We start from the raw sequence: 22,645 nt of genomic DNA on the forward strand, positions 1-22,645 counted from the left end.
ACTTTCTGCTATCAAGAAAATTTACCTTGGCTGTTAGGCGAATGAAATGAGCGCTTATGCGCCAAAGGCGATTTTCTTATTTAAAGCTTTCTTTACCAGTTCAGGGACTTCAAAGGAAAGCGTGGCCACGTCTACACCCACAGCATTTAACGCCTTCACCTTCCCTTCAAAGGTGCCCATGCCCCGCTCTATGATCGCCCCCGCATGACCCATCCGCTTTCCGGCCGGGGCACTCTTGCCGGCAAGGTAAGCCACAACGGGCTTCGTGATGTGCTCTTTGATGTAGGCCGCCGCTTCTTCTTCTGCCGTGCCGCCGATTTCTCCCACCAATACGATCACTTTTGTCTCCGGGTCCTTTTGAAATTCTTTCAGGACATCGATGAAGTTTAATCCCACCACCCGGTCTCCCCCCAAACCGACGACAGTCGTTGTGCCCAGTCGTTCCGCCGCCATCGCCCCTACGATTTCATAGCTTAAGGTGCCGGAACGGGCCACTACCCCGACAGGACCCGGCACAAAATACTGGTTGGGCGGAATGCCGATTTTGCATTTTCCGGAAGATACCACCCCAAAGGTATTGGGTCCGATCACCGTGGTTCCTTTACATTTTGCGTAGTTGACGATCGCCATGGCATCATGGATGGGAATATGCTCCGGCAGCAAAACCAGCAATTTCACGCCGGCGGCCATGGCTTCAAAAGCCCCATCCTTGGCAGAGGCAGCCGGCACAAAAAGGATGGAGGCATCGATGGGCTGGTCGTTGACGGCCTCCGCGACGGTGTTGTATACGGGAATATCATCAATTTTCTGCCCGCCTTTCCCGGGAGAGACCCCTGCGACAACTTTTGTGCCGTACTTTACCATTTGCCAAGCATGAAAGGTCCCTTGCCTTCCTGTGATTCCCTGAATTAATACCTGGGTATGCTGATCAATATAGATCGCCATCTGTGCTTCTCCCCCCTTCGTTCTTTGCCAACTGAACAGCTTTTTGGGCGGCTTCATGCATGGTGTCGAAGGCTTCCAGGCCAACTTCCCGCAGGATCTCCCGTCCCAATTTCGCGAGGTTTCATTTTAATAGACAAGAGGACGCAGAAAAGGGGACAGGGACTTGTCTGTTTATCTTTTTACCAGACAGTTCCCTGTTCCTTTATCTTTGGACTTATTTATCCATATTTTCCTTACTTAAACAGAGAAGCAAAAAGAACCGTCCCTTTGATTTCCCTAGAACTGCAAATGCATGACTTAATTGGCGTTGGACTCCCGCATATATTGGGGACATTCCTATAGAGGTCAGGGGACACACCTCTTACTGAGGAATGTCCCCAATTAGTGTGTCCCCTGACCTCTAATGGCGGGGGACTTACGCCAAGTTAGTCAGGTTAGATTAATTTCCCGTTTTTCAGCATTTCGATCTTTTCCCGGTCAAACCCGAGGACGGCTGATAATATTTCTTCGGTATGCTGGCCCAGAAGGGGCGCAGGATCAGCCTTTGTCTCCACAGGCATACTCTTTATTTTTACCGGGTTGCCTACTAATTTGATGGTAGATGCCACCGGATCATTTACTTCCACCCACATGCGCCGGGCTTTTGCCTGCGCGCAATGGTAAAGGTCCTGGGAGGATCTTACCGGACCGCAGGGGACCCCCACGGCCAAAAGCTTTTCCGTCACCTCTTCGGAAGTATACTGCTCCATCCACTGCTCAATTACGGGATCAAGCTCCCGGCGGTTTTTGGCCCGCAGCATGGCGTTGGCAAACCGGGGATCTTCAAAAAATTCCCCATGCCCGATCACATCACAAAAACGTTCCCACATCTTTGCTTCCAGTACGATGATCGCCACATAGCCGTCTTTGGTCTTGTAAGCTCCCCAGGGATGGATCAGGGACTCCTTGCCCCGGCTCATGACATTTCCTGTCAAGGAATACAGGGTATTGGCCCTTTCGGTGAGGGCCATCATCACATCGAACATGGCAATATCGATATAATCGCCCCGGCCTGTCATTTGCCGGTTATAGAGACTCAACATCACGGCATAGGCCATGATCATGCCCGGTACCACATCGCCGAAAGCAATCATCGGGTGCAGGGGGGGACCGTCTTCATTGCCAATCAAATGCATCAGCCCGGCCATCGCCTGAATGACGATGTCATAAGCAGGTCTTTTGGAGTAGGGGCCCTCCAGTCCTTCCATCTGACCGTAACCGCTCACAGAACCATAGATCAGGCGCGGGTTGACCTCTTGTACCACCTCATAGCCCAATCCCATTTTTTTCAGCGTGCCCGGGCTCAAATTTTCCAACAGCACATCGCTGTTTTTGATCAGCTCTTTCATGATTTCCAGGCCCTGGGGATCTTTTAAGTTCAAGGTAATACTTTTTTTATTGCGGTTAAAGCGCAAAAAATATCCGCTTACTTTTTCTCCCTTTTCATTTTTGATGATGGGACCCGGTTCCCGGGCCACGTCGCCTCGCCCCGGCGTTTCAATCTTGATCACTTCCGCTCCTGCATCCGCCAGCATCATCGTGCAAAAGGGAACAGCCACCTGGGTTTCCACCGCCAGCACCCTGATTCCTTCCAAAGGTTTTCCTTGCATGGTAAAGTCCTCCCCTCTTACAAATTAGATTGTTTTATTTTCGAAATGGGATTGAATAAAACCGACTATTTCTTCCGACCGGCTGCCGGGGCCGAAAACGGCACCCACACCCATTTCCTTCAGGCTCTGCCTGTCCGCCTGAGGGATGATGCCGCCCAGGATCACCAAGACATCCTCAATTCCCTCCTGCCCCAGCCGCGCCATAATGTTTTTTACCAACACCAGATGGGCTCCCGAGAGGATGCTTAATCCAATCACCTGAACATCTTCCTGAATCGCTGAAGTTACGATCAGCTCGGGAGTCTGACGCAGGCCGGTATAGACCACTTCCATCCCGGCATCCCTTAACGCGCTGGCGATCACCTTAGCCCCCCGGTCATGCCCATCCAATCCGGGTTTTGCGATTAAAACCCTTATTTTCTTTTCCATTGGTGCGATCCCCTCCAGCTGTTTAATATATGCCCAGATCTTTATAAGTACCGTAAACTTCCTTCAAACACTCGGTTATTTCGCCTAGCGTGGCATAAGCTTTTACCGCCTCCACTGCGGCCGGAATAATGTTTTTCCCCGCTGTGGCCTCTTTCTTCAGGTGATCCATGGCCTTGGCCAAAGCCAGCCCGTCACGCCGCCCTCTTAGTTCATGCAATCTTTTTACTTGTCTCTCCTCAGTTTCCGGGCCGGTAACAAAGATGGGGATATTCTCTTCCTGGCCGCTTTGATAAGCATTTACGCCCACGATGATTCTCTCCCCGGTCTCGATAGATTTCTGGTATTGATAGGCCTCTTTGACCAGTTCTCTTTGAAAATAGCCGCTTCTGATACATGCCACGGCCCCGCCCATCTCCGATATTCGGCCCAGGTATTTATGAACTCCCTTTTCAATCTCCGAGGTAAGGCTCTCCACCACATAACTGCCCCCCAGAGGGTCAACGGTATTAACAATGCCCGATTCATGGGCAATGATCTGTTGGGTGCGCAAGGCCACTGTGACGGCTTGCTCCGTAGGTATGGAAAAGGCCTCATCAAAAGAGGAGGTGGCCAATGTCTGTACCCCGCCCAAAACCGCTGCCAAAGCCTCAATGGTCACCCGGGCCACATTGTTCAGAGGCTGCTGGGCGGTAAGAGCCCCCCCGGCGGTATAAGCCAGGATGCTCAGCTTCATGGAGTCCGGATCTTTCGCCCCATATTGCTCCTTCATCATTTTTGCCCAGACCCGGCGGGCCGCCCGGAACTTGGCGACTTCTTCCAGCAGATCCATCTGGGCGGCGAAAAAGGTATACATTTTCGGGGCGAACTGATCGATATTCAGCCCCCGGTCCACCGCATCCTTAAAATAACTGATGCCGTTGGCATAGCAAAAAGCCAGCTCCTGAACGGCCGTAGCACCGCTTTCCCTGATGTGGTATCCGCTTAGGGCCTGGGGAACCCAATTGGTGAGCCGATGGGCACAGTACTCAATCACGTCTACGGCCAGCTTCACAGCCGCGTCGGGAGGAAAAACGTAGGTACCCCGGGCAAAATATTCCTTTAAAGGGTCATTTTGAAGCAGAACCTTGATCATGTTGGGATCGATGCCCTTTTTCTCGGCAAAGCCCACAATCAGGGCAGTCATTAAAGGACCGATGGAGTTGGCGGTGGTTCTGATCTGGCGCACCTTTTCCAGGGGAATGCCGTCAAACAGCTTTTCCATATCCTCCAGACTGTCGATGGCTACACCTACTTTGCCCACCTCCCCGCAGGAAAGAGAACTGTCGGAATCCAATCCGATCTGGGTAGGCAGGTCAAGAGCAATAGAAAAGCCGGTCTGTCCTTGCTCCAGCAGGTACCGGTAGCGCAGATTCGCTTCCTCGGCGGAGCCAAATCCGGAATACTGGCCCATAATCCAAAGCTCATCCCGGTACATCCCAGGCTTGATCCCCCTGGTAAAAGGGTATTGCCCGGATCTATTTAAATCTTGGTTATCATCAAATTCAATACGCTCCAGATCCGTCTGAGCATAAAGTTCTTTTAAAGGTATCCCGGACATGGTCTGATACTTTTTTTCTTTTTGGGACATGTTTTTCACCACCCTGTTATTCTTTTGCTTTAAATGATCTGGGCCACTGTTTCTATTTTTTGCGCAAGGGTAGCCAGCTCCTGGACGGATGCCGAAATCTCCTCTGTGGCAGCGGCTTCATTCTGGGCCTCGTCCGACACTTGGGAAATGCTTTTGGCCATCTTGCCCACCTTTTCGTTGATAGCGACCAATATATCTTTGATCTCCTTCACGGAATTGGTGCTATAGGCCGACATCTTCCTGATTTCCTCAGCCACCACCGAGAATCCCCTGCCGCCTTCCCCTGCCCGGGCCGCCTCAATGGCAGCGTTTAGGCCTAATAGGTTGGATTTTCCCGCCACTTCCCTGATGAAACCCAAAATCGTCTCGGTCTTGCTTACCTGCTGGCGCACTTCCTCTACTACGGAAAGAAGGGTTTCATGGTGCCTGGTCAGATTCTGCGCCGACTCCGCCAGCCCCTCTACCGCCATCGACGCATCCCGGGCCAGGGTAGCCACAGTGCCGGCAACCTCCGTCAAGGCATCCTGCGCGGACAGGCTTAAGGCCAGTCCGACGGCACCAATAACACGGCCCGCCTCATCCCTTACAGGTACGGTGGTAGTCTTGAATGCCGGTCCCCCGTAAGTCTCCCCGGATACCGTGATCCTGACCGTCCCCTCCTTTTGAATCGCCTTGCTGAGACCGCTTTCCCCGGGAATAGGCTTCCCAGGGATTGCCTTAGGATTTTTAATCTCTCGCCCATCCAGGTTGTAGAGAAACTTTTCCCGGTCGGATATGCCAATCATACAGTCCAAAGGAATCAATTCCTGAATCAGCGGCGCCAGCCGCACAAAATACTCTAAAATGGGGTCCTTTTCTTCAGGCGGCAGGGAAAGTACTTCCAGGCTTTGTTGTCCCTCCCCGTCTCTGTTTTGATCATCCATTGGGTCATCTCCCCCTTTTACCTTTTTTACCTGACTAATTTGGCTTACTCTGTATTCGCAGTTCTAAGGTTTGGTAAAATACAACCAAACCTTAGAACTTGCTTACGTCGTCCGCATAAATTGGGGACATTCCTGAGCAGTCAGGGGACACACCTTTTACAGAGGAATGTCCCCAATAACTGTGTCCCCTGCCGCTTGATGACGGAAGTCAAACACCAAGTTAGTCAGGCATTTGCACTTCTCACGCTGTATTCGCAGTTCTAAAACTGCTTCAAGCGGTTCCGCTTTCCTGCTTCTGTCGGGCAACCGCAAAAGTTTGGCTATAGCCGTATCGTTCCTGGACCACCATCATGCCGAAAGCGGCGATTAAACTGGGAATGGTGATAATCATGAAATTCTGCTGAAGGGAAAAGCCCATGCCCAGCAGCGACCCATGATCAATGGTCCCAAAATTCCCCCGATACGTCCAACTTTTTTATTTGAGGCGAACCAACAAATTTGTTTTTCAAAATAATTAGAGCTTACCAACTATTTTCGGTACTTAGCAAAATCCGGTTTTCTTTCGCCTTCTAATTAAGAGACTGGCTTAGCAAATCCTCCGATATTCTAGCGTACTCCCTTACAGAGGGATATTCCCATGCTTGCGTGCTGGGCGCTCTTTTTTTCTACCCCAAAACATACGCAACGTTTGGATGATCTTCATTCTCGATTCAGCTGGCTCAATCACATCCTCAAATTTTGCGAGTTCAGCGGAACGGTAGGGGTTTAAGAATTCTTCTTCGTACTCTTCCGTGTACTTTGCCTTGGCCGCGGCAGGATCCTCAGCCTGCTCGATCTCTTTTTTATAAAGTACCTTCACGGCGCCTTCGGATCCAACCACTGCACGTTCACAGCTTGGCCATGCAATGATGAAATCCGCCTTCATGTCTATGCTGCACATCGCCTGCGTGGCGCCGCCATAGGACTTTCCGATCGGCATGACGATCTTGGGGACCGTCGACTCCGCCCATGCGTAGAGCATTTTGGCCCCGTGCCTGATGATGCCATCATGTTCCTGCTTGACCCCGGGCAGGTATCCCGGGACATCCACGATCGACAGAAGCGGAATATTAAAGGCGTCACAGGTTCGGATAAAGCGCGCCGCTTTGCAGGATGCGTTGATGTCGAGACAACCCGCCATGTAGTTAGGTTGACTGGCGATGACACCGACCGGCATACCACCCATGCGAATAAACCCGACCACAATATTGCGGGCAAATAACGGAGAAATTTCAAAAAAGAAATTGTCGTCGGCGATTATTGTAATAACGGTTTTTATATCGTAGGTTTTGCGTCGATTAACGGGAACAAGGTCGTTGAGTTCTTCGTTCCTGCGATAAATGTCATCGTCTGTTGGATAGATCGGGGGAAGCTGTTGACAGTTATCGGGGAAAAAGCTCAACAAGCATTTGATCTGTTCGATGCAGTTATAGTCGTCGATCGCTATTAGCTGAGAAAGGCCCGATTTGGTGCTGTGCGTCATTGCACCGCCCAGAGTTTCGAAGTCTACGTCCTCACCGGTTACTTCTTTGATGACGGCAGGACCGGTGATGAAAGCTTTGCTGGTCTTGTCGACCATGATGATAAAATCATTGAGAGCCGGGGAATAAGATGCGCCACCCGCACAAGGACCCATGAGAGCTGAAATCTGCGGAATGACTCCGGACGCCATCACGTTGTTATAAAAGACGGTACCGTATACTGACGCTCCAGGCCCTTCCTGGAGTCTGCCGCCACCGGAATCGTTGAGCCCGATGATGGGTACCCCAGCTTCCACCGCCAACTCCTGCATCCTGGCTAGCTTCAATCCATGCATTTCACCCATCGCTCCTCCCAGCACGGTGGCATCCTGAGAGTACGCAAAGGCTTTTCTATCATTGATAAGCCCGTGCCCCGTGATAATCCCGTCTGCTGGTGCGTCGACTTTATCCATGCCGAACCGGGTTGCCCTGGGTTTTACGAACATGTTGTATTCCACGAAGGTGCCTGGATCAAACAGCAAGTCGATTCGCTCTCTAGCGGTCAGCTTGCCCTTCGCATGTTGCCTGTCAATTTTATCTTGCCCGCCTTGGAGCATAATGTGTGCTTTTTTATCCAGCATGGTTTGAAGCTTCTGATTCATACTTATGACCATCCTCCAATAATCTTTAATTTTCTTCCGATAGCTCCCGAAATCACAGTATCTCGCCAGTTGCGCAAAGCGGCTACGGGTATGGACGGCGTCAAGCGCCAAATCCAGCGGGGAAAAGGGTATCGCAAAACAGCTTCAAGTGGTTTCTTGATGACAGGTCATACGGTAACCCACAAATCCCGCAGCAGCAATCCCCCCATGTCTAACAGGGTCGATGCCCTCAATTCCTTCGTTCTGCTTGCCCGCTAGGTGGTGTCAGTCCTGCTCCTTTACCGAGTCGATGCTCTGATGGATTCATTCAATGACCGACTACCGGCTCTGTGTTCGTAACCCATCTGCGTGGGGAAATCCAGCGCCACGGAGAAACCCGTCTGCCCCTGCTCGATCAGATAGCGAAAGCGCTCGTTGGCCCCATCGGGCAATTCCAGAAGATGCGCTCATCTCCGCCGAGTAACGTTTGACATATACCAACTATTGGCGCATGGTCATTGATTCTGTTAGACTAATCCTTTCCAAGGACTTAAGTCTAGTCCACACTTCTCAAACCTTTCGCCAAGGAAATTGAGGGCGTTTTTATACATTACTTTTTCCATTATACCAGGTCTTAGATCTATCTCCTCCCATTGTTTCAGGAGTTCGCCGAGATCGAAATATCCCCACTCGGAACCGAATACGAATTTGTCTTGTAAACGTCTGTTCATGTCATACGTCATACAATGAGGGAAATATTTGGGCCACATACCGGAGGTTTCGCGCATCACATTCCCCTTATGCATAGCCACATGGTTGATAACTTCGGGCCAAGGTTCCGCCGCATGCAACGCGATGATCTTCAGGTTCGGGAAATCCGCAGCTACTTCATCTACATGAAGAGGCTGGCAATAAGACATACTGTAAAACCCATCTCCGCCGGGGCCGCCGCTGCCTAATCCAGTATAGCCAACGTGAAATTGAACTGGCGCGCCTAGTTGCTGGCATAGATCCCATAAGGGATAGAACTTCTTATCGTTGACATAGAAACGTTGAGAACACTGCTGGAACTTTAAACCGATCAATTTCAGTTCCGTAAGAGCTCTTTCTGCTTCCTCTAGGGCCTTCTGGCCCTGCCAAGGGTCTACTGAACCCCATGCTCCTAAAAACGCATCGGGGAACTCCTTCCACAAACCGTAAACAAAATCGTTGCTGACGGGCTTTTCTCCGGTACTGCTCGTAGCATCCCAGCCGACCGGCTGCATTTTTACGCCGTGGGCGATCGCATCTTTTGCCATTACATCTCTTTCAGGAAATTCTTCATACAAGTCCTCTAAGGTTCTATTGCCCGACTTTCCGACCCAATTTGGCTGGGTGTATTTTCTGGCGGACAGCGTGGCCTTCATTGCGGGAGGGTATCCACCCTTAACATTGGGATGTGCGTGGACATCCAATACGTAGAAGCCTCTTTGTTCAAGAGTTTTCGGGATTCTGTCTCCTTCAGGCTTAGCCATGACTCTTTCCTCCTTTAATGTTTAATCTTTCAGAAACTCAAACGCATTAGCGGTAGCGGGCATAGTTGGGAGGTCTCTTTTCGTTAAACGAGTTGTGCGCTTCTAATGCCTCGTCTGTGTCTATATACATATTAAGCGCAATACCTGCCATGGACTGAATACCCCAGACAGATTCTGTGTCCGCATTGAAAGACATTTTCACCGCAGCCAGGGAGGTTGGGCTGTGCCCGACAATGGTGTCAACCCATTTATCCGTTTCTTCCATCAGTTTTTCCGGCGGGACTACCGCATTGACAAGTCCCATCTGCAAACACTCTTCTGCTGTGTAACGTTTGCACATGTACCAGAATTCCCTAGCCTTCTTTTCACCGACTATGCGGGCAAGGTATGCGCTGCCATAGCCGACGTCAAAGCTTCCGACTTTCGGGCCGACTTGACCAAACTTCGCTGTGCTGGCTGCGATGGTGAGATCGCAGACGACATGAATTACATGACCGCCGCCGATGGCATAACCGTTGACTGCTGCTATAACCGGTTTAGGGATGGTGCGGATGGTCTGCAAAAGCTGAGCGCACAGATTGGGCATGGGCAGCTTTTCAAGGAGCTGAGGTTCAGCTTCATTTGTCATATCGCCGCCAATACTAAACGCACGATCTCCTGCCCCTGTGATGATGATAGCCCCAACCTCTTTGTCAGTCCACGCGCTCTGCAGCGCCATGATCATCTCGTTTAGTGTGTGATTGGTGAACGTATTCATCTTTTCAGGTCTGTTAATGGTAATCTTGGCCCGGTTATTATACTTTTCATAAATGATATCCTGAAATGCCATTTTTTGTTGCAACCTCCTTATTTGTACGCCGCAGTGTCGGGCGCGGAGTAAGGAAGCCTTGTTTCAAAAGAAAGCAAGGCTTCCTTCGCATGCATTTAAATGATATTAGCCTTGGTAGAGAGGAGCATAGGGATCGACGCCCTTCTTCTCGCAGACCTTCTCCCAAATGATGCAGTTAACCGGCACATGAGCGCGGTCACGGTCCATGCAGGTGTTGCAGTATACGCATTTAACAAGGCTGGGATCTTTTGCAGCTGCCTTGTTGACGAATTCCGGATCAGCGATACCGGGACGGCAGTAGCCAGCGATGTCGCATCCGCCCTCGTCGATGACCTTCTGGCCAAACTCAAGGGTGTCGAGCTTGCCGGCGATGATAACAGGAACATTGTAGCCCTTGCAGACTTCGCGGATGCCCTTGCCCAGATATACGTGCAGGCCCTGCGGATAGGAAGCGGGAGCCATGCAGCGCTCGCCGGAATAACCGGTATACCACGGGCCGTCTTCGGTTTTGCCGCCGGCGGATACGCTGATGAAGTTAACGCCGGCTTCGCAGAAGATCTTAGCGCATTCGGTGGTCTGTTTCAGGGTGTTGCCGCCCTTAACAAACTCTTCACCGGAAATACGCAGACCGATGCAGTAGTCATCGCCCAGCGCTTCGCGGCAGGCTGCAATGATGTCGGTAACGATCTTACAGCGGCCTTTGGTGTTGCGGCCATACTCGTCATCTCTGTAGTTCAGCAGGGAGACGAAGGAAGAAAGGGTGTAGCCGTGGGCAACGTGCAGCTCGATTGCGTCGTAACCAGCTTTTTTAGCATAGATAGCGGAATCGATGTGCTCCTTAATAACGCCCTGGATCTCTGCCTTGTCCATTTCTTCGATCGGGCGTTTGTAGTTGTTGCGGGGGGACTGTTTCATGTAGTGAATCAACTGAATGGTGGTTTTTGCGCCAAACGAATGGCAAGCATCGTTCAGTTTCTTGTGGCCTTCGACATACTCCTCGCCGCAGAGGCGGAGCAGGCCGGGGCTCTTCATTTTGTTAACGCCGCAAGCTTCGACCATAAGAAGGCCGAAACCGCCCTTAGCGCGTTTCATGTGACGGTCGATCAGTTCGGGGGTCATCATGCCATCTTGGTCTGCGAGGCAGGTGACCGCCGGTGTCCAGGCAATTCTGTTCTTGAGCTCGAGGTTTTTAAACTTTACAGGTTCGAGAATGTTCATTTTGCCACTCCTCACATAATAATTTTAATTATTTTTTAAGAATCGTACACGAGGCATTGGGGCCTGCCCCCGAGGCATGGGTCATGCCGACTTTTGCACCCTCAACCTGTCGTGGACCGGCTTCGCCTCTGAGCTGTAATGCAATCTCATATATTTGCCTGCAGGCTGTAGCTCCCAGCGGATGGCCGCATGACATAAGTCCTCCGTCTGTGTTGGTGGGCAAATCCCCGCCAATGTCAAATTTACCAGCTCTTAGCAGACTTGGCGCCTCATTTTTCGGGCACAAGCCCAATTTTTCAATGTCCCATAATTCGGATGGAGACATACTGTCATATACCTGAGCCAAGTCAATATCTTCGGGTCCGATCCCTGCCTCTTCATAAGCCATTCTGGCAGACATTTCTGTCATGCCCTCTTTGGGCGGGAATTTAATGCTATGTTTTTGCGCCGACTGATAAAAGGGGTCGCCATATACTCCCGTTGTAAGCACTGAGCCGGCAACGGTCAAAGCATTACTTGCCGACTTTAATTTGTCTTTGCTGCAAAGGATGAATCCGGCAGCTCCGTCAGCCAGAGGGCAGCAGTGTAAAAGCCTGAGCGGTGATGCTATCGGCCTGGACGCCATTACTTCTTCTATGGTAACAAGCTTTTGAAAGCGCGCCAGGGGATTTAACGAACCGTTTTTGCGGTTTTTTACGCTGACACGGGCGAAGTCTTCAACCGTTGCACCGCTTTGAATCATATATTCCAAAGTTTCATTAGCATAATTGGCAGGCTGCAGGTTAAAACCCATTTCAAGCTCCCACGGTCTAAAGGCTGTGCTGGGAATGGGACCCCTGGGCATTTTCTCCATACCGAGTACAAGAACGCAGTCATAAATTTCAGCCGCTACCGATTGATAAGCCAGCCTGAAGGCAGATCCTCCGCTGGAACATGCATTCTCGATATTTACAATGGGAATTCCCGTAAGCCCAACTTCTTTTATTGCCTGGTGTCCGGACCCTGTCCCCTGGTAAACGCTGCCGCAGAAAGCTGCCTGGATATCAGACCACTGCATCTCAGCATCTTTTAATATACTAAGGATAGCCTCTGCACCCAGATCAAACCATTTAACGTCATCCGGGTATGCGTTAAACCTGGTCATTCCAATACCTGCTACATAAACCTGCCTCATTTGATTTAATGGTTTCATTATCTGGGCCCCCCTGCCTGTTTTTTCACCGGCTTACATTTATAAGTCAGCACTTCAGCCCCTTCAGCATTATCATGAAGTTTCTCCACAACAACTTCTACTTCCATACCCACTTTAAGTTCATCCAGTTCACAGCCGGTAAACAACGTTTCAATGCTTACTCCGTCATTCAGTGTCACCCAGCCGTAAGCATACGGTACGGGACCGAAGTAAAAACCGCCTGCCGGTTTTTGTTCAACCACCGTAAAACTCATAATTGTTCCATGACCGTCTAATTTAATTTTCTCAAGATTATTGCTCTGGCAGTGCGTACAAATGTTTTTTGCCTGTTCCGGAAAAAACAGCTCTCCGCAGGAAAGGCATTTACTGCCGATCAAATTTACCGTCCCATCCCCGGATATTTCCCACATGTCTTTTTTAATAGGTATTACAACCTTCTCTTCATTTGCCATTGCAGCCACTCACCCCTTTTGCTAATTATTTAAATAAACAGAGCCTTCTAGACTATTTTTTCATCCTTGAGAGTCTCTATTTTTTCCTTGCTGTAACCAAGAGCTGACGACAATACTTCTTCGGTATGCTCACCCAAAAGCGGAGCGGATTTAGCCTTTGTAGGTGCAGGCATACTGCCTAATTTAACGGGGCTGCCGACCAATTTGATCGTCGACGCCACCGGGTCATCAGCCTCAATCCACATGCGGCGGGCATTTGCCTGGTCGCAGTTATAGATTTGCTCTGAGTTTCTTACCGGGCCGCAGGGAAGTCCTGCCGCCAAAAGCTTTTCGGTAACCTCTTCTGAGGTATATTGGGTCATCCATTCCTCAATGATCGGGTCCAGTTCCTGGCGATTTTTTGCCCTCAGCATGGAATCAGCGAACTGGGGTTTTTCAAATAACTCAGGTTGGCCAATTGCATCACAAAAACGTTTCCACATCTTAGATTCCTGAACAATGATAGCCACATATCCGTCTTTGGTCTTGTAAGCGCCCCATGGATGAATCAGACTTTCCTTACCGCGGCTCATGACCTTTCCGGTAAATGAATATGTGGTCAGGGCTCTTTCCGTCAGAGCCATCATCACATCAAACATAGCAATATCTATATACTCACCAAGACCTGTCTTCTCCCTTTTATAAAGGCTCAGGCTTACGGCATATGCCATCAGCATTCCGGGAACGACATCTCCGAATGCAATCATGGGGTGAAGCGGCGGTCCGTCTTGAGCACCAATGAGGTGCATCAACCCGCCCATCGCCTGAATAATGATGTCATAAGCAGGCCTTTCCGAATAAGGCCCTTTAAGTTCTTCCATCTGCCCAAAACCGCTGACAGAACCATAAATGATCTTAGGATTTATTTCTTTTACATCCTCATAGCCAAGGCCCATTTTCTTAAGTGTGCCAGGTTTCAAATTTTCCAGCATCACATCGCTGCTTTTGATTAGATCTTTTACTATTTCCAGGCCCTGAGGATCTTTTAAATTTACGGTGATACTCTTTTTATTACGGTTAAACCGCAAAAAATATCCGCTGACTTTCTCTCCCTTGGCATTTTTTAAAATGGGACCCGGTTCTCTGGCGGCGTCGCCCCGACCCGGAGTTTCGATCTTAATTATTTCAGCGCCCATATCGGCCAGCATCTGGGTGCAAAAAGGAACGGCCACTTGTGTTTCGCAGGCCAGTACTCTTATTCCTTCCAATGGTTTCATGGAGCCATTACCCCCTTATTGTTTTCTTTAAAATGAGCTTCAATACAGCCGACTATTTCTTCCGCCTGGCTGCCGGGGCCGAAAACGGCGCCTACACCCATTTCCTTTAAGCCCTGCCTGTCAGCCTGCGGAATAATTCCGCCTACCAGCACCAGGATATCATTTACCCCCTCCTGTTGAAGCCGGGCCATGATATTTTTAACCAGCACGTTATGCGCTCCTGATAATATGCTTAATCCTATCACCTGGACGTCTTCCTGGATCGCCGAGGCCACAATCAGCTCAGGAGTCTGACGCAGGCCGGTATATACCACTTCCATCCCCGCATCTCTTAAAGTACTGGCAATAACCTTTGCCCCCCGGTCATGTCCATCCAGTCCGGGTTTTGCAATTAAAACCCTTATCTTCTTATCCATTGCCACGCTACCTCCAGCTGTTTAATATACCCCGAGATCTGTGAAAGCGCCGTAAACTTCTTTTAGACAATCTGTCATTTCGCCTAAGGTGACATATGCCTTTGCTGCCTCGATTGCTGCCGGTACAATATTTTTACCCTTGGAAGCATCCCTGCGCAGTTTTTCTATTGCTTTGGCCACCTGCGCGGCGTCGCGCCGCCCTTTCAGTTCATTCAATCTTTTGATCTGCTTCGTCTCGGACGCCTGGTCGGTTACAAAGATCGGGATATCTTCCTCTTCATCGTTCTGATAAGCATTCAGTCCCACTATTATTCTTTCCTTGCCTCCTATTGACTTCTGGAATCTATACGCCTCTTTGGCCAGCTCTCTTTGAAAGTACCCGGCTTTTATGCATTGAACGGCGCCACCCATATTGTCAATGCGTTCTATGTATTCATAAACCTCTTTTTCTATCTCTGACGTCCGGCTCTCGATGGCATAACTGCCGCCTAACGGGTCAACCGTATTTATCACTCCCGATTCATTGGCGACTATCTGCTGCGTACGCAGCGCCACTGTTACCGCTTCTTCGGTAGGTATCGAGAAAGCCTCATCATAAGACGAGGTGGCAAGTGTCTGAATTCCTCCCAGAATTGCCGCTAAAGTCTCTATGGTCACCCTGACTATGTTGTTGAGCGGCTGCTGGGCGATCAGCGTACTCCCGGCTGTATATGCCAGAATACTAAGCTTCATGGAGTCAGGGTTTTGCGCTCCATATCTCTCCTTCATAATTTTGGCCCAGATTTTTCGGGCAGCCCTGAACTTAGCGACTTCTTCCAGTAGGTCAATCTGAGACGCAAAGAAGGTGTACATTTGAGGCGCAAACTGGTCTATGCTCACTCCCCGCGCCACTGCTTCATTAAAATAACTAATTCCATCCGCGTAACAAAAGGCCAGTTCCTGAGCCGCCGTAGCGCCGCTTTCCCTGATGTGGTAGCCGCTTAGTGCCATGGGAACCCAGTTGGTGAGCCTTTGGGAACAGTACTCAATCACGTCTACGGCCAGTTTTACAGCTGCGTCAGGAGGGAAAATATATGCGCCGCGCGCAAAACATTCCTTCAGCGGGTCATTCTGGAGCAGAACTTTGATCTTATTGGGATCTATGCCGTTTTTTTCGGCAAAGCCCACAAGAAGCGCTGTCATCATTGGCCCGATAGCGTTGGCTGTAGTCCTTATCTGGCGTATTTTTTCGAGGGGTATGCCGTCAAACAGTTTTTCGATATCTTCAATACTGTCGATGGCTACACCCACCTTGCCAACTTCACCGCCGGAAAGAGAATTATCTGAATCCAGTCCTATTTGGGTAGGCAGGTCAAGAGCGATTGAAAATCCAGTCTGCCCCTGCTCCAGCAAATACCGGAGGCGAAGGTTTGCTTCCTCCGCAGAGCCAAACCCTGAATACTGGCCCATTATCCATAGCTCATCCCTGTACATTCCGGGTTTGATTCCTCTGGTAAATGGGTACTGCCCGGAACTGTTCAGGTCCTTGTTATAATCAAATCCCATGCTTTCCAGATCAGTCGGAGAATATAATTCCTTTAAAGGAACCCCAGACATGGTCTGATATTTTTTTTCTTTTTGCATCATGTCATTCACCACCCTGTTATTCTTCTGCTATTAATTAATTTGGTGCAGTTTCTCAATTTCTCCGCAAGGGTAGCCAGGTCCTATATGGATGCTGAAATGCCTACCAATCTCGAATGGTCTCATAAATGGTGCTTTCCCCGGGAATCAGCTTCCCGGGGAAAGCCATCGGGTTCTTAATACCCCGTCCATCAACAATAATACAGTCTACAGGGCCTTATTCCCTATATCTGCTTCCAGCTTCTCACGGGAAGTTGCCAAAGTGCTGGCACTGTTATATTTTTCCTGTACGATCATCATGGCGAAAGCCGCAATTAAACCGGGAATAGCTATTGCTATAAAGTTTAGCTGGAGTGAAAGGTTCATCGAGAGTAGAGACCCAACCATCATAGGGCCAAAAATTCCTCCTAGACGTCCTATACCTAAAGACCACCCAATCCCGGTAGATCGAACATTATTGGGGTAATATTGAGAAACATAGGCATTACAGACAATTTGAGTGCCCATTGTAGTAGCCCCGGCAATGGTAACCAGAATTGAGATAATAAATGTACTGGATTTAAAGCTGAGCAGGCAGATCGCGATGAAGGATATAGCATAAAATACTATTATTACTTTTCTGCCATTTATTCTGTCCGCGAGTAATCCGCCGATGACGGCTCCGATAATGGCCCCTACGTTGCAAATCACCATGAATAACAGGCTTGAACCCATGGAGTACCCTGCGTTTTGCATTAGCTTGGGAAGCCATGTTTGTAAGGCGTAAGTCATCAGTAAACTCATAAACATTGTTACCCAGAACATACTGGTGCTTCTTGTCCTATTGTTCTCAAACAAACTTACCACCGGCATACCCTTTGCCTTTGCTGCCCCCAGAGAATATTTTTCTCCTTCCACCGGCTTGTAACCCGGACTGAGTTTCTTTAACCATTTCTGAATTCTTTCATCCTGATTTTTGGCAACATAGAGATTCATTGATTCGGGCATGAAGATCAGAAACAATGGTAATAGCAACAGCGGTAAACCACCTATAAAGAACATCCCCCTCCAACCGAAAGATGGAATAACAGCTATGCCCACCCCGGCTGCAATCATTGCGCCCACTTGCATACCGCTAAACATAATTGTTACAAGCGTGCTGCGGATTGCCTTTGGAGAATACTCTGTAATCATGGCAATTAAGTTGGGCATGACTCCGCCTAGCCCTAGCCCTGCGATAAAGCGGAATAACCCAAATTGGTTTGGTCCTTGAGCGAAACCCACCATCAGAGTAAAGAGTCCAAATAGTGTCAGACACATCAGGATTACTTTTTTCCTTCCAATTTTGTCGGCAAGTGGCCCAAAAACCAAGGCGCCTATCATCATTCCAAAAAGTGCATAGCTGCCAAGCGCCCCCGCCTGCGCCGGCGATATATTCCAATCTTTCATTAAAACAGGGACAATGGTACCGTAAACCACCAGGTCATATCCGTCGAATATAATTGCACAGGAACATAAAATCAGGATTAGGAGGTGATAGCCATTGAATTTACTCTCATCAATAACTTTATTTACATTAACCGAATGCATCACTTTTGCCTCCCTACTTTTTTTTGACCAACTAATAAACCATCTCCCCTAAAATAATCTCTATGATTGAATAATAATCACCTCCGGTACTTGCCGTAGTCAGGTTTTCCTTTTCTAAAAAAGCATTCTTTCCCTCCACTGCTTCGTCAGTTCCATAATACATATTTAAGGCCACCCCGGCCATGGAATGGATTCCCCAGACCGACTCAGTATCAGCGTTAAAGGATGCTTTCAGAGCCGTAAGAGCGGTTCTTTTCCACTTCCTCCTCCAATTGCTCAGGAGGAACTACTTTGTTTACCAGTCCCATCTGCAAGGATTCTTCTGCAGTGTATTGTTGGCAAAGGAACCATATTTCCCGGGCTTTTTTTCGCCCACTATCCGTGCCAGATAGGCGCTTCCGTATCCGGCGTCGAAGCTGCCGACTTCCTTAGATTGCCTTTTTGCCTAATTTGGCTAATTTCTTTTCTGCTACGATGCAAATGACCGGTTCCCAAGTCTGGTCTCTTTCCATGCAGGTATTGCAGTATACACACTCAATAATATCTTTCGGCCTGTTTTCAACTTGCTTGATAAATTTAAAAGCGCCTCCTAAATTTAAGTTGTTTAAATTATTGCTTTGTAACCGGAGCAGATCGCAATTTACTCCTGCAATCCGCTCCGGCTACCTTCTTAACTCCTTGACTTAGAGTAAGCCCTCTTTTTCCATAATTTCCTGGATTTCAACCCGCAATAATTTCTTTTCAATTTTTCCTACATTGGTTTCCACTAACTCATCACGCACTTCAAGCCGTTCAGGCAACTTGAATTTAGCCAGTTTCCCTCCCAGGAACTCGCAAACTTCTTCCAGCGTGAGCGTGTCGTCTTTATTATTCAGGCTTACAAACATACAGCCTTTTTCTCCCAGTATCTTATCAGGCATTGCAACCAAGGCGCAGTTATGTACTTTGGGATGCTTGAGAAGCAGGTTCTCAACTTCCGAGCAGGCGAATTTCTCTCCGCCTCGGTTGATCAGGTCCTTAATACGGCCGGAGATTATTAGGCCCCTGCCGCTTGGATGCATTCTGGCAATATCGCCGCTCTTATAAAAACCGTCTTCCGAAAAGGCCTCTTTATTTTTCTCAGGCTCGTCCCAGTAACCCCTGATCGTATACGGACCACGGAACCAAATCTCCCCGTCCTCTCCGAAAGGAACCTCTCCGGAGCCATCTACAGCCATAAATTTGTACTCGTCATCCGGGGATACAGGCAACCCGATCGTAGTATAATTAACCTCCCATGTATCCAACAAACTCGTTTGCGTGATCGTACCTTCAGACATGCCGAACTGGGAAATCAGTTTGCATTTTAATTCAGGCACTACTCTAATGGCTGCGTTGTACTCAAGCTTAGATGCACCATTAATGATAATCTCTAAAGATGAGAGATCATATTTAGGCCTATCTTCAAAATCTAATAGTTTAATAATCATAGCGGGAACCATTGGCACGTGGGTAATCTTTTCTTTTTCAATTAATGCACAAATATCTTCTATCCGGGTAGAGGTACCCATGACAACTGTTCCGCCAAACATGAGACAGCCCTGGATTCCAGGAGCGTTTAAAACAAAATTGTGCGCCACCGGGGCAACGCACAGATACCTTGTATACATGGTAAGCGCGCACTCCCAGCTGGACTCATAACCCACATACCTGTAGGCGTTATATTCACGCGGTATCAGCTTGTTCATACCGGTTGTCCCGCCGGAAAGAAGAAGGATACATATATCATCCGGACTGGGATGGGCAAGCTCGAGAATTTCAGGCGACATTCTCTGCTCAATCGGATCATCCATCAGATCGTGAATGGAATAATAGCCTTTGGGGCATTCCTCGCCAAGCCCGGCTATCATGCAGTACTTCATCTCAGGCATATTGGCTTTGACTTCTTCAACCAGCTCCCGATAATCGTAACCGCGGAAAGTGCCGGCTACCACGTATCCTATGGCGCCGGCTTTTTTGGCGAGATACGATATCTCTGTATACCTGTGTTGCTGCAAACACATCACCGGAATAACACCTATTTTTTGCATAGCCAGATATATAACTAAAAATTCAGGTATGTTGGGAAGCTGTATCACTACTCTGTCTTCTTTTTTCAGCCCCATGTGCAGAAAATGCATGGCCAGCCTGTCTGATTTTGTCTTCAGCTCACCGTAGGTGTATCTTTGATCTCCGCCGACCAGTGCTTCTTTGTCCCAGAAACGACGGGCCATCCGGTCAAATTCATCTGTGAAAATTTCCTCTTTCCAGTACCCTCTTTTTTTGTAAAACTTAGCCAATTCGGGCCTGTAGGGGATAACTTCATTTAACATGTCTTCCCTCCATTCTATTATTCTGTGACTACCCGAGACGTCAGCGGCCAGATCACACTCTCATCTTTTGCTTTCCCTCCAATTTGATTATCTTGACAGTACTGAATTGCCAGCAATTTTCAAAAATTAAAAATATGCAAGAAAGGTACCAAAAAAAGCTCATTCTGCAATTTTTTTATTTTTTCCTTTAATTCTGTTAATTTTTTAGCTCTTTCGGCAGTGTATTGTTGGTAATCTTGGAATAATTCAAGAGAACTGCCCAAAATGCAGATCACGATTTACAAGCTTCGAAATGAGATGTATGATAAAAGTAGCTCAATTATTGTTCATTAAATGTACATTTTTGCAGGAGTTGATGTTTCATCTGTTGCAGTGTCACTGTAACATTATTGGACATGTAATATATATGGACATCCTAGGCGGATATTTTTCTTGATGGGAGATGGCATTGATGGAAACTCTGGAGACCAGAAAAGAATCACTGAAAAAAGCGTGGGAAACCTTTGTCCATGACAGCAGTATTGACCCCACAGTAAGGCCTGTCATCGCCGAGTCGTGGGGACGGAGCAAGGCGCTGGGCATCGATCCCAATGTTTTCCGCATCCAAAGAACGGCCCCGGACACGATCGAAAAAGAATTATCGGACCAGCAACAATTTATTAATACTTCCTTGTCCATCATGAAAAACCTTTTCGATTTCGTGCAGGGGACAGGCTTTCTCATCTCCTTGGCCGACAAAAACGGCATGATTCTTGACCTGGTAGGCGAGGACAAAATCGTCAAAAAAGCAGGGACCCATATTGGAGACATCTGGACCGAGGAATCCCTGGGCACCAATTCTATCTGTCTTTCTCTCCTGACTCGGGCCCCGATTCAAGTTTTTGCGGCGGAACACTATTTAACATCCTTCCACAGCTGGACCTGCTCCTCCGCGCCCATCTTCGATGAAAACGGGGCCATCCTGGGCGTGCTCTCCATGACCGGGGAATGCGATCAGGTCCATTTACATACCCTGGGCATGGTGGTGGCCGGCGTAAATGCCATTAAAGACAACCTGCAGATGCAAACATCCTTTAAACAAATCGCTATCTCCAACACCTATAAGACTGCCATTATGGAATCCATCGACGAGGGCATTGTGGCCTTGACCACAGAGGGAGCGGTAACCCATATCAACAATACGGCCAGAAGGATTCTGAAAATCGACCGGCCCATGAAGGAAATTGTGGGCACTCTTTTGCGCCAGGTGCTCGGATCCCACCACCCTCTTTGCGACAAGATTGAAAACTGTTTCAAGATATCCAACGGTGACATATTTTTCATGGATGAGGGAAGTTTTACCGTCACCCACCGGCTGATCCACTCCCGGGACAATCAAATTATCGGCATGGTATTGGTCCTACGGGAAATGAAAATGATGAAAAAACTGGTCAATGGGATGGTGGGAGCGCGGGCCCGCTACACATTCCACGATATCATCGGCAATAACACCAAATTCAAAGAAACCATCAAACTTGCCAAGGCTGCGGGCAACAGCGTTTCCAATGTTTTATTGCTGGGTGAAAGCGGTACAGGGAAGGAAATTTTTGCCCAGTCCATTCACAATGCCGGGCCGCGGCGGTCAGGTCCTTTCCTGGGTATCAACTGTGCCGCTCTGCCTCGGGGGTTGATTGAAAGTGAACTATTCGGCTATGCCGAGGGAGCATTCACCGGAGCAAAAAAAGGAGGTAACCCGGGGAAATTCGAATTGGCTGACGGAGGCACATTTTTCCTTGATGAAATAGGCGAGATGTCTCTCGATCTTCAGGCGATTCTGTTGAGAGTTCTACAGGAAAGCTCGATTGTCCGAATAGGAGGTAAAGAAATAATCCCCGTAGATGTGCGTATCATCGCCGCTACCAACAAAGACCTTTTGAAGGAAATTAAAATCGGGAATTTCAGGAGAGACTTATACTACAGATTAAATGTTTTAACCATCAACATTCCTCCCCTGCAGAAAAGAAAAGACGATATAAGCACACTGGCAACGTATTTCCTTAATATCTTGAATCAAAGATTGAATACGAATGTAAAGTTCATAAGCGACGAAGTATTGGAGATATTCGGCAGCTATCACTGGCCAGGTAATATCAGGGAACTGCAAAATATTTTGGAGAGAGCGATAAATATTACAAACGGCAACACTATTATTCCCGCAAGCTTGCCGGAATTTATGTTCAGTCCCAACGGCACGCCAAAAAACATCGCGGCCGGCAGCCAAGTACCTTTGAAGGAATATGAAAAGCAACTGATAATCTCCCTATTAGAAGAGCATAATGGCAACCGGGCAAAGGTTGCAAAAATCCTTAACATCTCAAGAACAACCCTCTACAGAAAGATAGACGACTACAACATCGGGATTTAAAAAAATCTATCAGGATTTTTGGGTAAACTAAAGACAGGATCGATTTCTGACCCTGTCTTATCTATTCCCAGTCCTCCGCTTCTTTCTGCATTCGACAATTTCATTTTA

Annotated in this window: 19 protein-coding genes and 1 pseudogene; 1 reads left to right on the forward strand and 19 read right to left on the reverse strand. The window is 48.5% G+C overall.

The window, feature by feature from the left end; translation table 11 throughout:
• Positions 1 to 54: 54 nt before the first annotated feature.
• The 19 genes and pseudogenes from sucD to DCMF_RS16145 all read right to left on the reverse strand — a co-directional run bounded on the left by sucD (position 55) and on the right by DCMF_RS16145 (position 20,133).
• The gene (sucD, locus tag DCMF_RS16055; RefSeq protein ID WP_148137945.1) at positions 55 to 945 is read right to left on the reverse strand and encodes a succinate--CoA ligase subunit alpha; all 891 of its coding nucleotides are present in this window, start codon (positions 943 to 945) and stop codon (positions 55 to 57) included.
• A gap of 434 nt (positions 946 to 1,379) precedes the next feature.
• On the reverse strand, positions 1,380 to 2,594 hold the full coding sequence (locus DCMF_RS16060) for a CaiB/BaiF CoA transferase family protein (RefSeq protein ID WP_148135351.1): 1,215 nt from the start codon (positions 2,592 to 2,594) through the stop codon (positions 1,380 to 1,382).
• Positions 2,595 to 2,618: 24 nt separating this feature from the next.
• Positions 2,619 to 3,023, reverse strand: a complete 405-nt coding sequence (locus DCMF_RS16065; RefSeq protein ID WP_148135352.1) for a cobalamin B12-binding domain-containing protein — start codon at positions 3,021 to 3,023, stop codon at positions 2,619 to 2,621.
• A 22-nt stretch (positions 3,024 to 3,045) separates the two neighbouring features.
• On the reverse strand, positions 3,046 to 4,650 hold the full coding sequence (locus tag DCMF_RS16070; RefSeq protein WP_148135353.1) for an acyl-CoA mutase large subunit family protein: 1,605 nt from the start codon (positions 4,648 to 4,650) through the stop codon (positions 3,046 to 3,048).
• Positions 4,651 to 4,679: 29 nt separating this feature from the next.
• Positions 4,680 to 5,573 carry a methyl-accepting chemotaxis protein gene (locus DCMF_RS30245; protein ID WP_148135354.1) on the reverse strand — a complete coding sequence of 298 codons (894 nt, stop codon included), beginning with the start codon at positions 5,571 to 5,573 and terminating at the stop codon, positions 4,680 to 4,682.
• Positions 5,574 to 5,844: 271 nt separating this feature from the next.
• On the reverse strand, positions 5,845 to 5,991 hold the full coding sequence (locus DCMF_RS29270) for a hypothetical protein (protein WP_214658656.1): 147 nt from the start codon (positions 5,989 to 5,991) through the stop codon (positions 5,845 to 5,847).
• A gap of 201 nt (positions 5,992 to 6,192) precedes the next feature.
• Positions 6,193 to 7,734, reverse strand: a complete 1,542-nt coding sequence (locus DCMF_RS16080; protein ID WP_148135355.1) for an acyl-CoA carboxylase subunit beta — start codon at positions 7,732 to 7,734, stop codon at positions 6,193 to 6,195.
• 278 nt (positions 7,735 to 8,012) lie between these two features.
• Positions 8,013 to 8,165: a methylmalonyl-CoA mutase family protein gene (locus tag DCMF_RS16090; RefSeq protein WP_236860042.1), complete on the reverse strand. Its 153-nt coding sequence runs from the start codon at positions 8,163 to 8,165 to the stop codon at positions 8,013 to 8,015.
• 75 nt (positions 8,166 to 8,240) lie between these two features.
• The gene (locus tag DCMF_RS16095; RefSeq protein WP_148135357.1) at positions 8,241 to 9,227 is read right to left on the reverse strand and encodes an amidohydrolase family protein; all 987 of its coding nucleotides are present in this window, start codon (positions 9,225 to 9,227) and stop codon (positions 8,241 to 8,243) included.
• 46 nt (positions 9,228 to 9,273) lie between these two features.
• A complete protein-coding gene (locus DCMF_RS16100) occupies positions 9,274 to 10,056 on the reverse strand; it encodes an enoyl-CoA hydratase-related protein (protein WP_148135358.1) in 783 nt (260 codons plus the stop codon).
• A gap of 105 nt (positions 10,057 to 10,161) precedes the next feature.
• A complete protein-coding gene (locus DCMF_RS16105; protein WP_148135359.1) occupies positions 10,162 to 11,274 on the reverse strand; it encodes an NADH:flavin oxidoreductase in 1,113 nt (370 codons plus the stop codon).
• 28 nt (positions 11,275 to 11,302) lie between these two features.
• The gene (locus DCMF_RS16110; RefSeq protein WP_148135360.1) at positions 11,303 to 12,466 is read right to left on the reverse strand and encodes a thiolase family protein; all 1,164 of its coding nucleotides are present in this window, start codon (positions 12,464 to 12,466) and stop codon (positions 11,303 to 11,305) included.
• Positions 12,466 to 12,918 (reverse strand): Zn-ribbon domain-containing OB-fold protein, encoded by a 453-nt coding sequence (locus tag DCMF_RS16115; protein ID WP_148135361.1) that lies wholly within the window; start codon positions 12,916 to 12,918, stop codon positions 12,466 to 12,468. The genes DCMF_RS16110 and DCMF_RS16115 overlap by 1 nt, the downstream gene beginning before the upstream one ends.
• A 47-nt stretch (positions 12,919 to 12,965) precedes the next feature.
• Positions 12,966 to 14,174, reverse strand: a complete 1,209-nt coding sequence (locus DCMF_RS16120) for a CaiB/BaiF CoA transferase family protein (protein ID WP_148135362.1) — start codon at positions 14,172 to 14,174, stop codon at positions 12,966 to 12,968.
• Complete coding sequence (locus DCMF_RS16125) at positions 14,171 to 14,590, reverse strand: cobalamin B12-binding domain-containing protein (RefSeq protein WP_148135363.1); 420 nt, start codon at positions 14,588 to 14,590, stop codon at positions 14,171 to 14,173. Before DCMF_RS16125 ends, DCMF_RS16120 begins: the two co-directional genes overlap by 4 nt.
• A gap of 21 nt (positions 14,591 to 14,611) precedes the next feature.
• A complete protein-coding gene (locus tag DCMF_RS16130; RefSeq protein WP_148135364.1) occupies positions 14,612 to 16,216 on the reverse strand; it encodes an acyl-CoA mutase large subunit family protein in 1,605 nt (534 codons plus the stop codon).
• A gap of 204 nt (positions 16,217 to 16,420) precedes the next feature.
• Positions 16,421 to 17,782 carry an MFS transporter gene (locus DCMF_RS16135; protein ID WP_148135365.1) on the reverse strand — a complete coding sequence of 454 codons (1,362 nt, stop codon included), beginning with the start codon at positions 17,780 to 17,782 and terminating at the stop codon, positions 16,421 to 16,423.
• A gap of 31 nt (positions 17,783 to 17,813) precedes the next feature.
• A pseudogene (locus tag DCMF_RS30505) lies at positions 17,814 to 18,209 on the reverse strand (enoyl-CoA hydratase-related protein); the annotation flags it as partial.
• Between the two features lie 256 nt (positions 18,210 to 18,465).
• Positions 18,466 to 20,133, reverse strand: a complete 1,668-nt coding sequence (locus DCMF_RS16145; protein WP_148135366.1) for a (2,3-dihydroxybenzoyl)adenylate synthase — start codon at positions 20,131 to 20,133, stop codon at positions 18,466 to 18,468.
• Between the two features lie 451 nt (positions 20,134 to 20,584).
• Here DCMF_RS16145 and DCMF_RS16150 point away from each other — a divergent pair, with 451 nt between their 5' ends.
• Complete coding sequence (locus tag DCMF_RS16150) at positions 20,585 to 22,537, forward strand: sigma-54-dependent Fis family transcriptional regulator (protein ID WP_214658657.1); 1,953 nt, start codon at positions 20,585 to 20,587, stop codon at positions 22,535 to 22,537.
• Positions 22,538 to 22,645: the final 108 nt, after the last annotated feature.

Origin of the sequence: Candidatus Formimonas warabiya (assembly GCF_002777255.1) — a bacterium.
Classification (GTDB): domain Bacteria; phylum Bacillota; class Dehalobacteriia; order Dehalobacteriales; family Dehalobacteriaceae; genus Formimonas; species Formimonas warabiya.

Coding starts and splice junctions, on each gene's coding strand:
- sucD (WP_148137945.1), bottom strand. CDS start 945: ATGGCGATCTATATTGATCAGCATACCCAGGTATTAATTCAGGGAATC.
- DCMF_RS16060 (WP_148135351.1), bottom strand. CDS start 2,594: ATGCAAGGAAAACCTTTGGAAGGAATCAGGGTGCTGGCGGTGGAAACC.
- DCMF_RS16065 (WP_148135352.1), bottom strand. CDS start 3,023: ATGGAAAAGAAAATAAGGGTTTTAATCGCAAAACCCGGATTGGATGGG.
- DCMF_RS16070 (WP_148135353.1), bottom strand. CDS start 4,650: ATGTCCCAAAAAGAAAAAAAGTATCAGACCATGTCCGGGATACCTTTA.
- DCMF_RS30245 (WP_148135354.1), bottom strand. CDS start 5,573: ATGGATGATCAAAACAGAGACGGGGAGGGACAACAAAGCCTGGAAGTA.
- DCMF_RS29270 (WP_214658656.1), bottom strand. CDS start 5,991: ATGGGCTTTTCCCTTCAGCAGAATTTCATGATTATCACCATTCCCAGT.
- DCMF_RS16080 (WP_148135355.1), bottom strand. CDS start 7,734: ATGAATCAGAAGCTTCAAACCATGCTGGATAAAAAAGCACACATTATG.
- DCMF_RS16095 (WP_148135357.1), bottom strand. CDS start 9,227: ATGGCTAAGCCTGAAGGAGACAGAATCCCGAAAACTCTTGAACAAAGA.
- DCMF_RS16100 (WP_148135358.1), bottom strand. CDS start 10,056: ATGGCATTTCAGGATATCATTTATGAAAAGTATAATAACCGGGCCAAG.
- DCMF_RS16105 (WP_148135359.1), bottom strand. CDS start 11,274: ATGAACATTCTCGAACCTGTAAAGTTTAAAAACCTCGAGCTCAAGAAC.
- DCMF_RS16110 (WP_148135360.1), bottom strand. CDS start 12,466: ATGAAACCATTAAATCAAATGAGGCAGGTTTATGTAGCAGGTATTGGA.
- DCMF_RS16115 (WP_148135361.1), bottom strand. CDS start 12,918: ATGGCAAATGAAGAGAAGGTTGTAATACCTATTAAAAAAGACATGTGG.
- DCMF_RS16120 (WP_148135362.1), bottom strand. CDS start 14,174: ATGAAACCATTGGAAGGAATAAGAGTACTGGCCTGCGAAACACAAGTG.
- DCMF_RS16125 (WP_148135363.1), bottom strand. CDS start 14,590: ATGGATAAGAAGATAAGGGTTTTAATTGCAAAACCCGGACTGGATGGA.
- DCMF_RS16130 (WP_148135364.1), bottom strand. CDS start 16,216: ATGATGCAAAAAGAAAAAAAATATCAGACCATGTCTGGGGTTCCTTTA.
- DCMF_RS16135 (WP_148135365.1), bottom strand. CDS start 17,782: ATGCATTCGGTTAATGTAAATAAAGTTATTGATGAGAGTAAATTCAAT.
- DCMF_RS16145 (WP_148135366.1), bottom strand. CDS start 20,133: ATGTTAAATGAAGTTATCCCCTACAGGCCCGAATTGGCTAAGTTTTAC.
- DCMF_RS16150 (WP_214658657.1), top strand. CDS start 20,585: ATGGAAACTCTGGAGACCAGAAAAGAATCACTGAAAAAAGCGTGGGAA.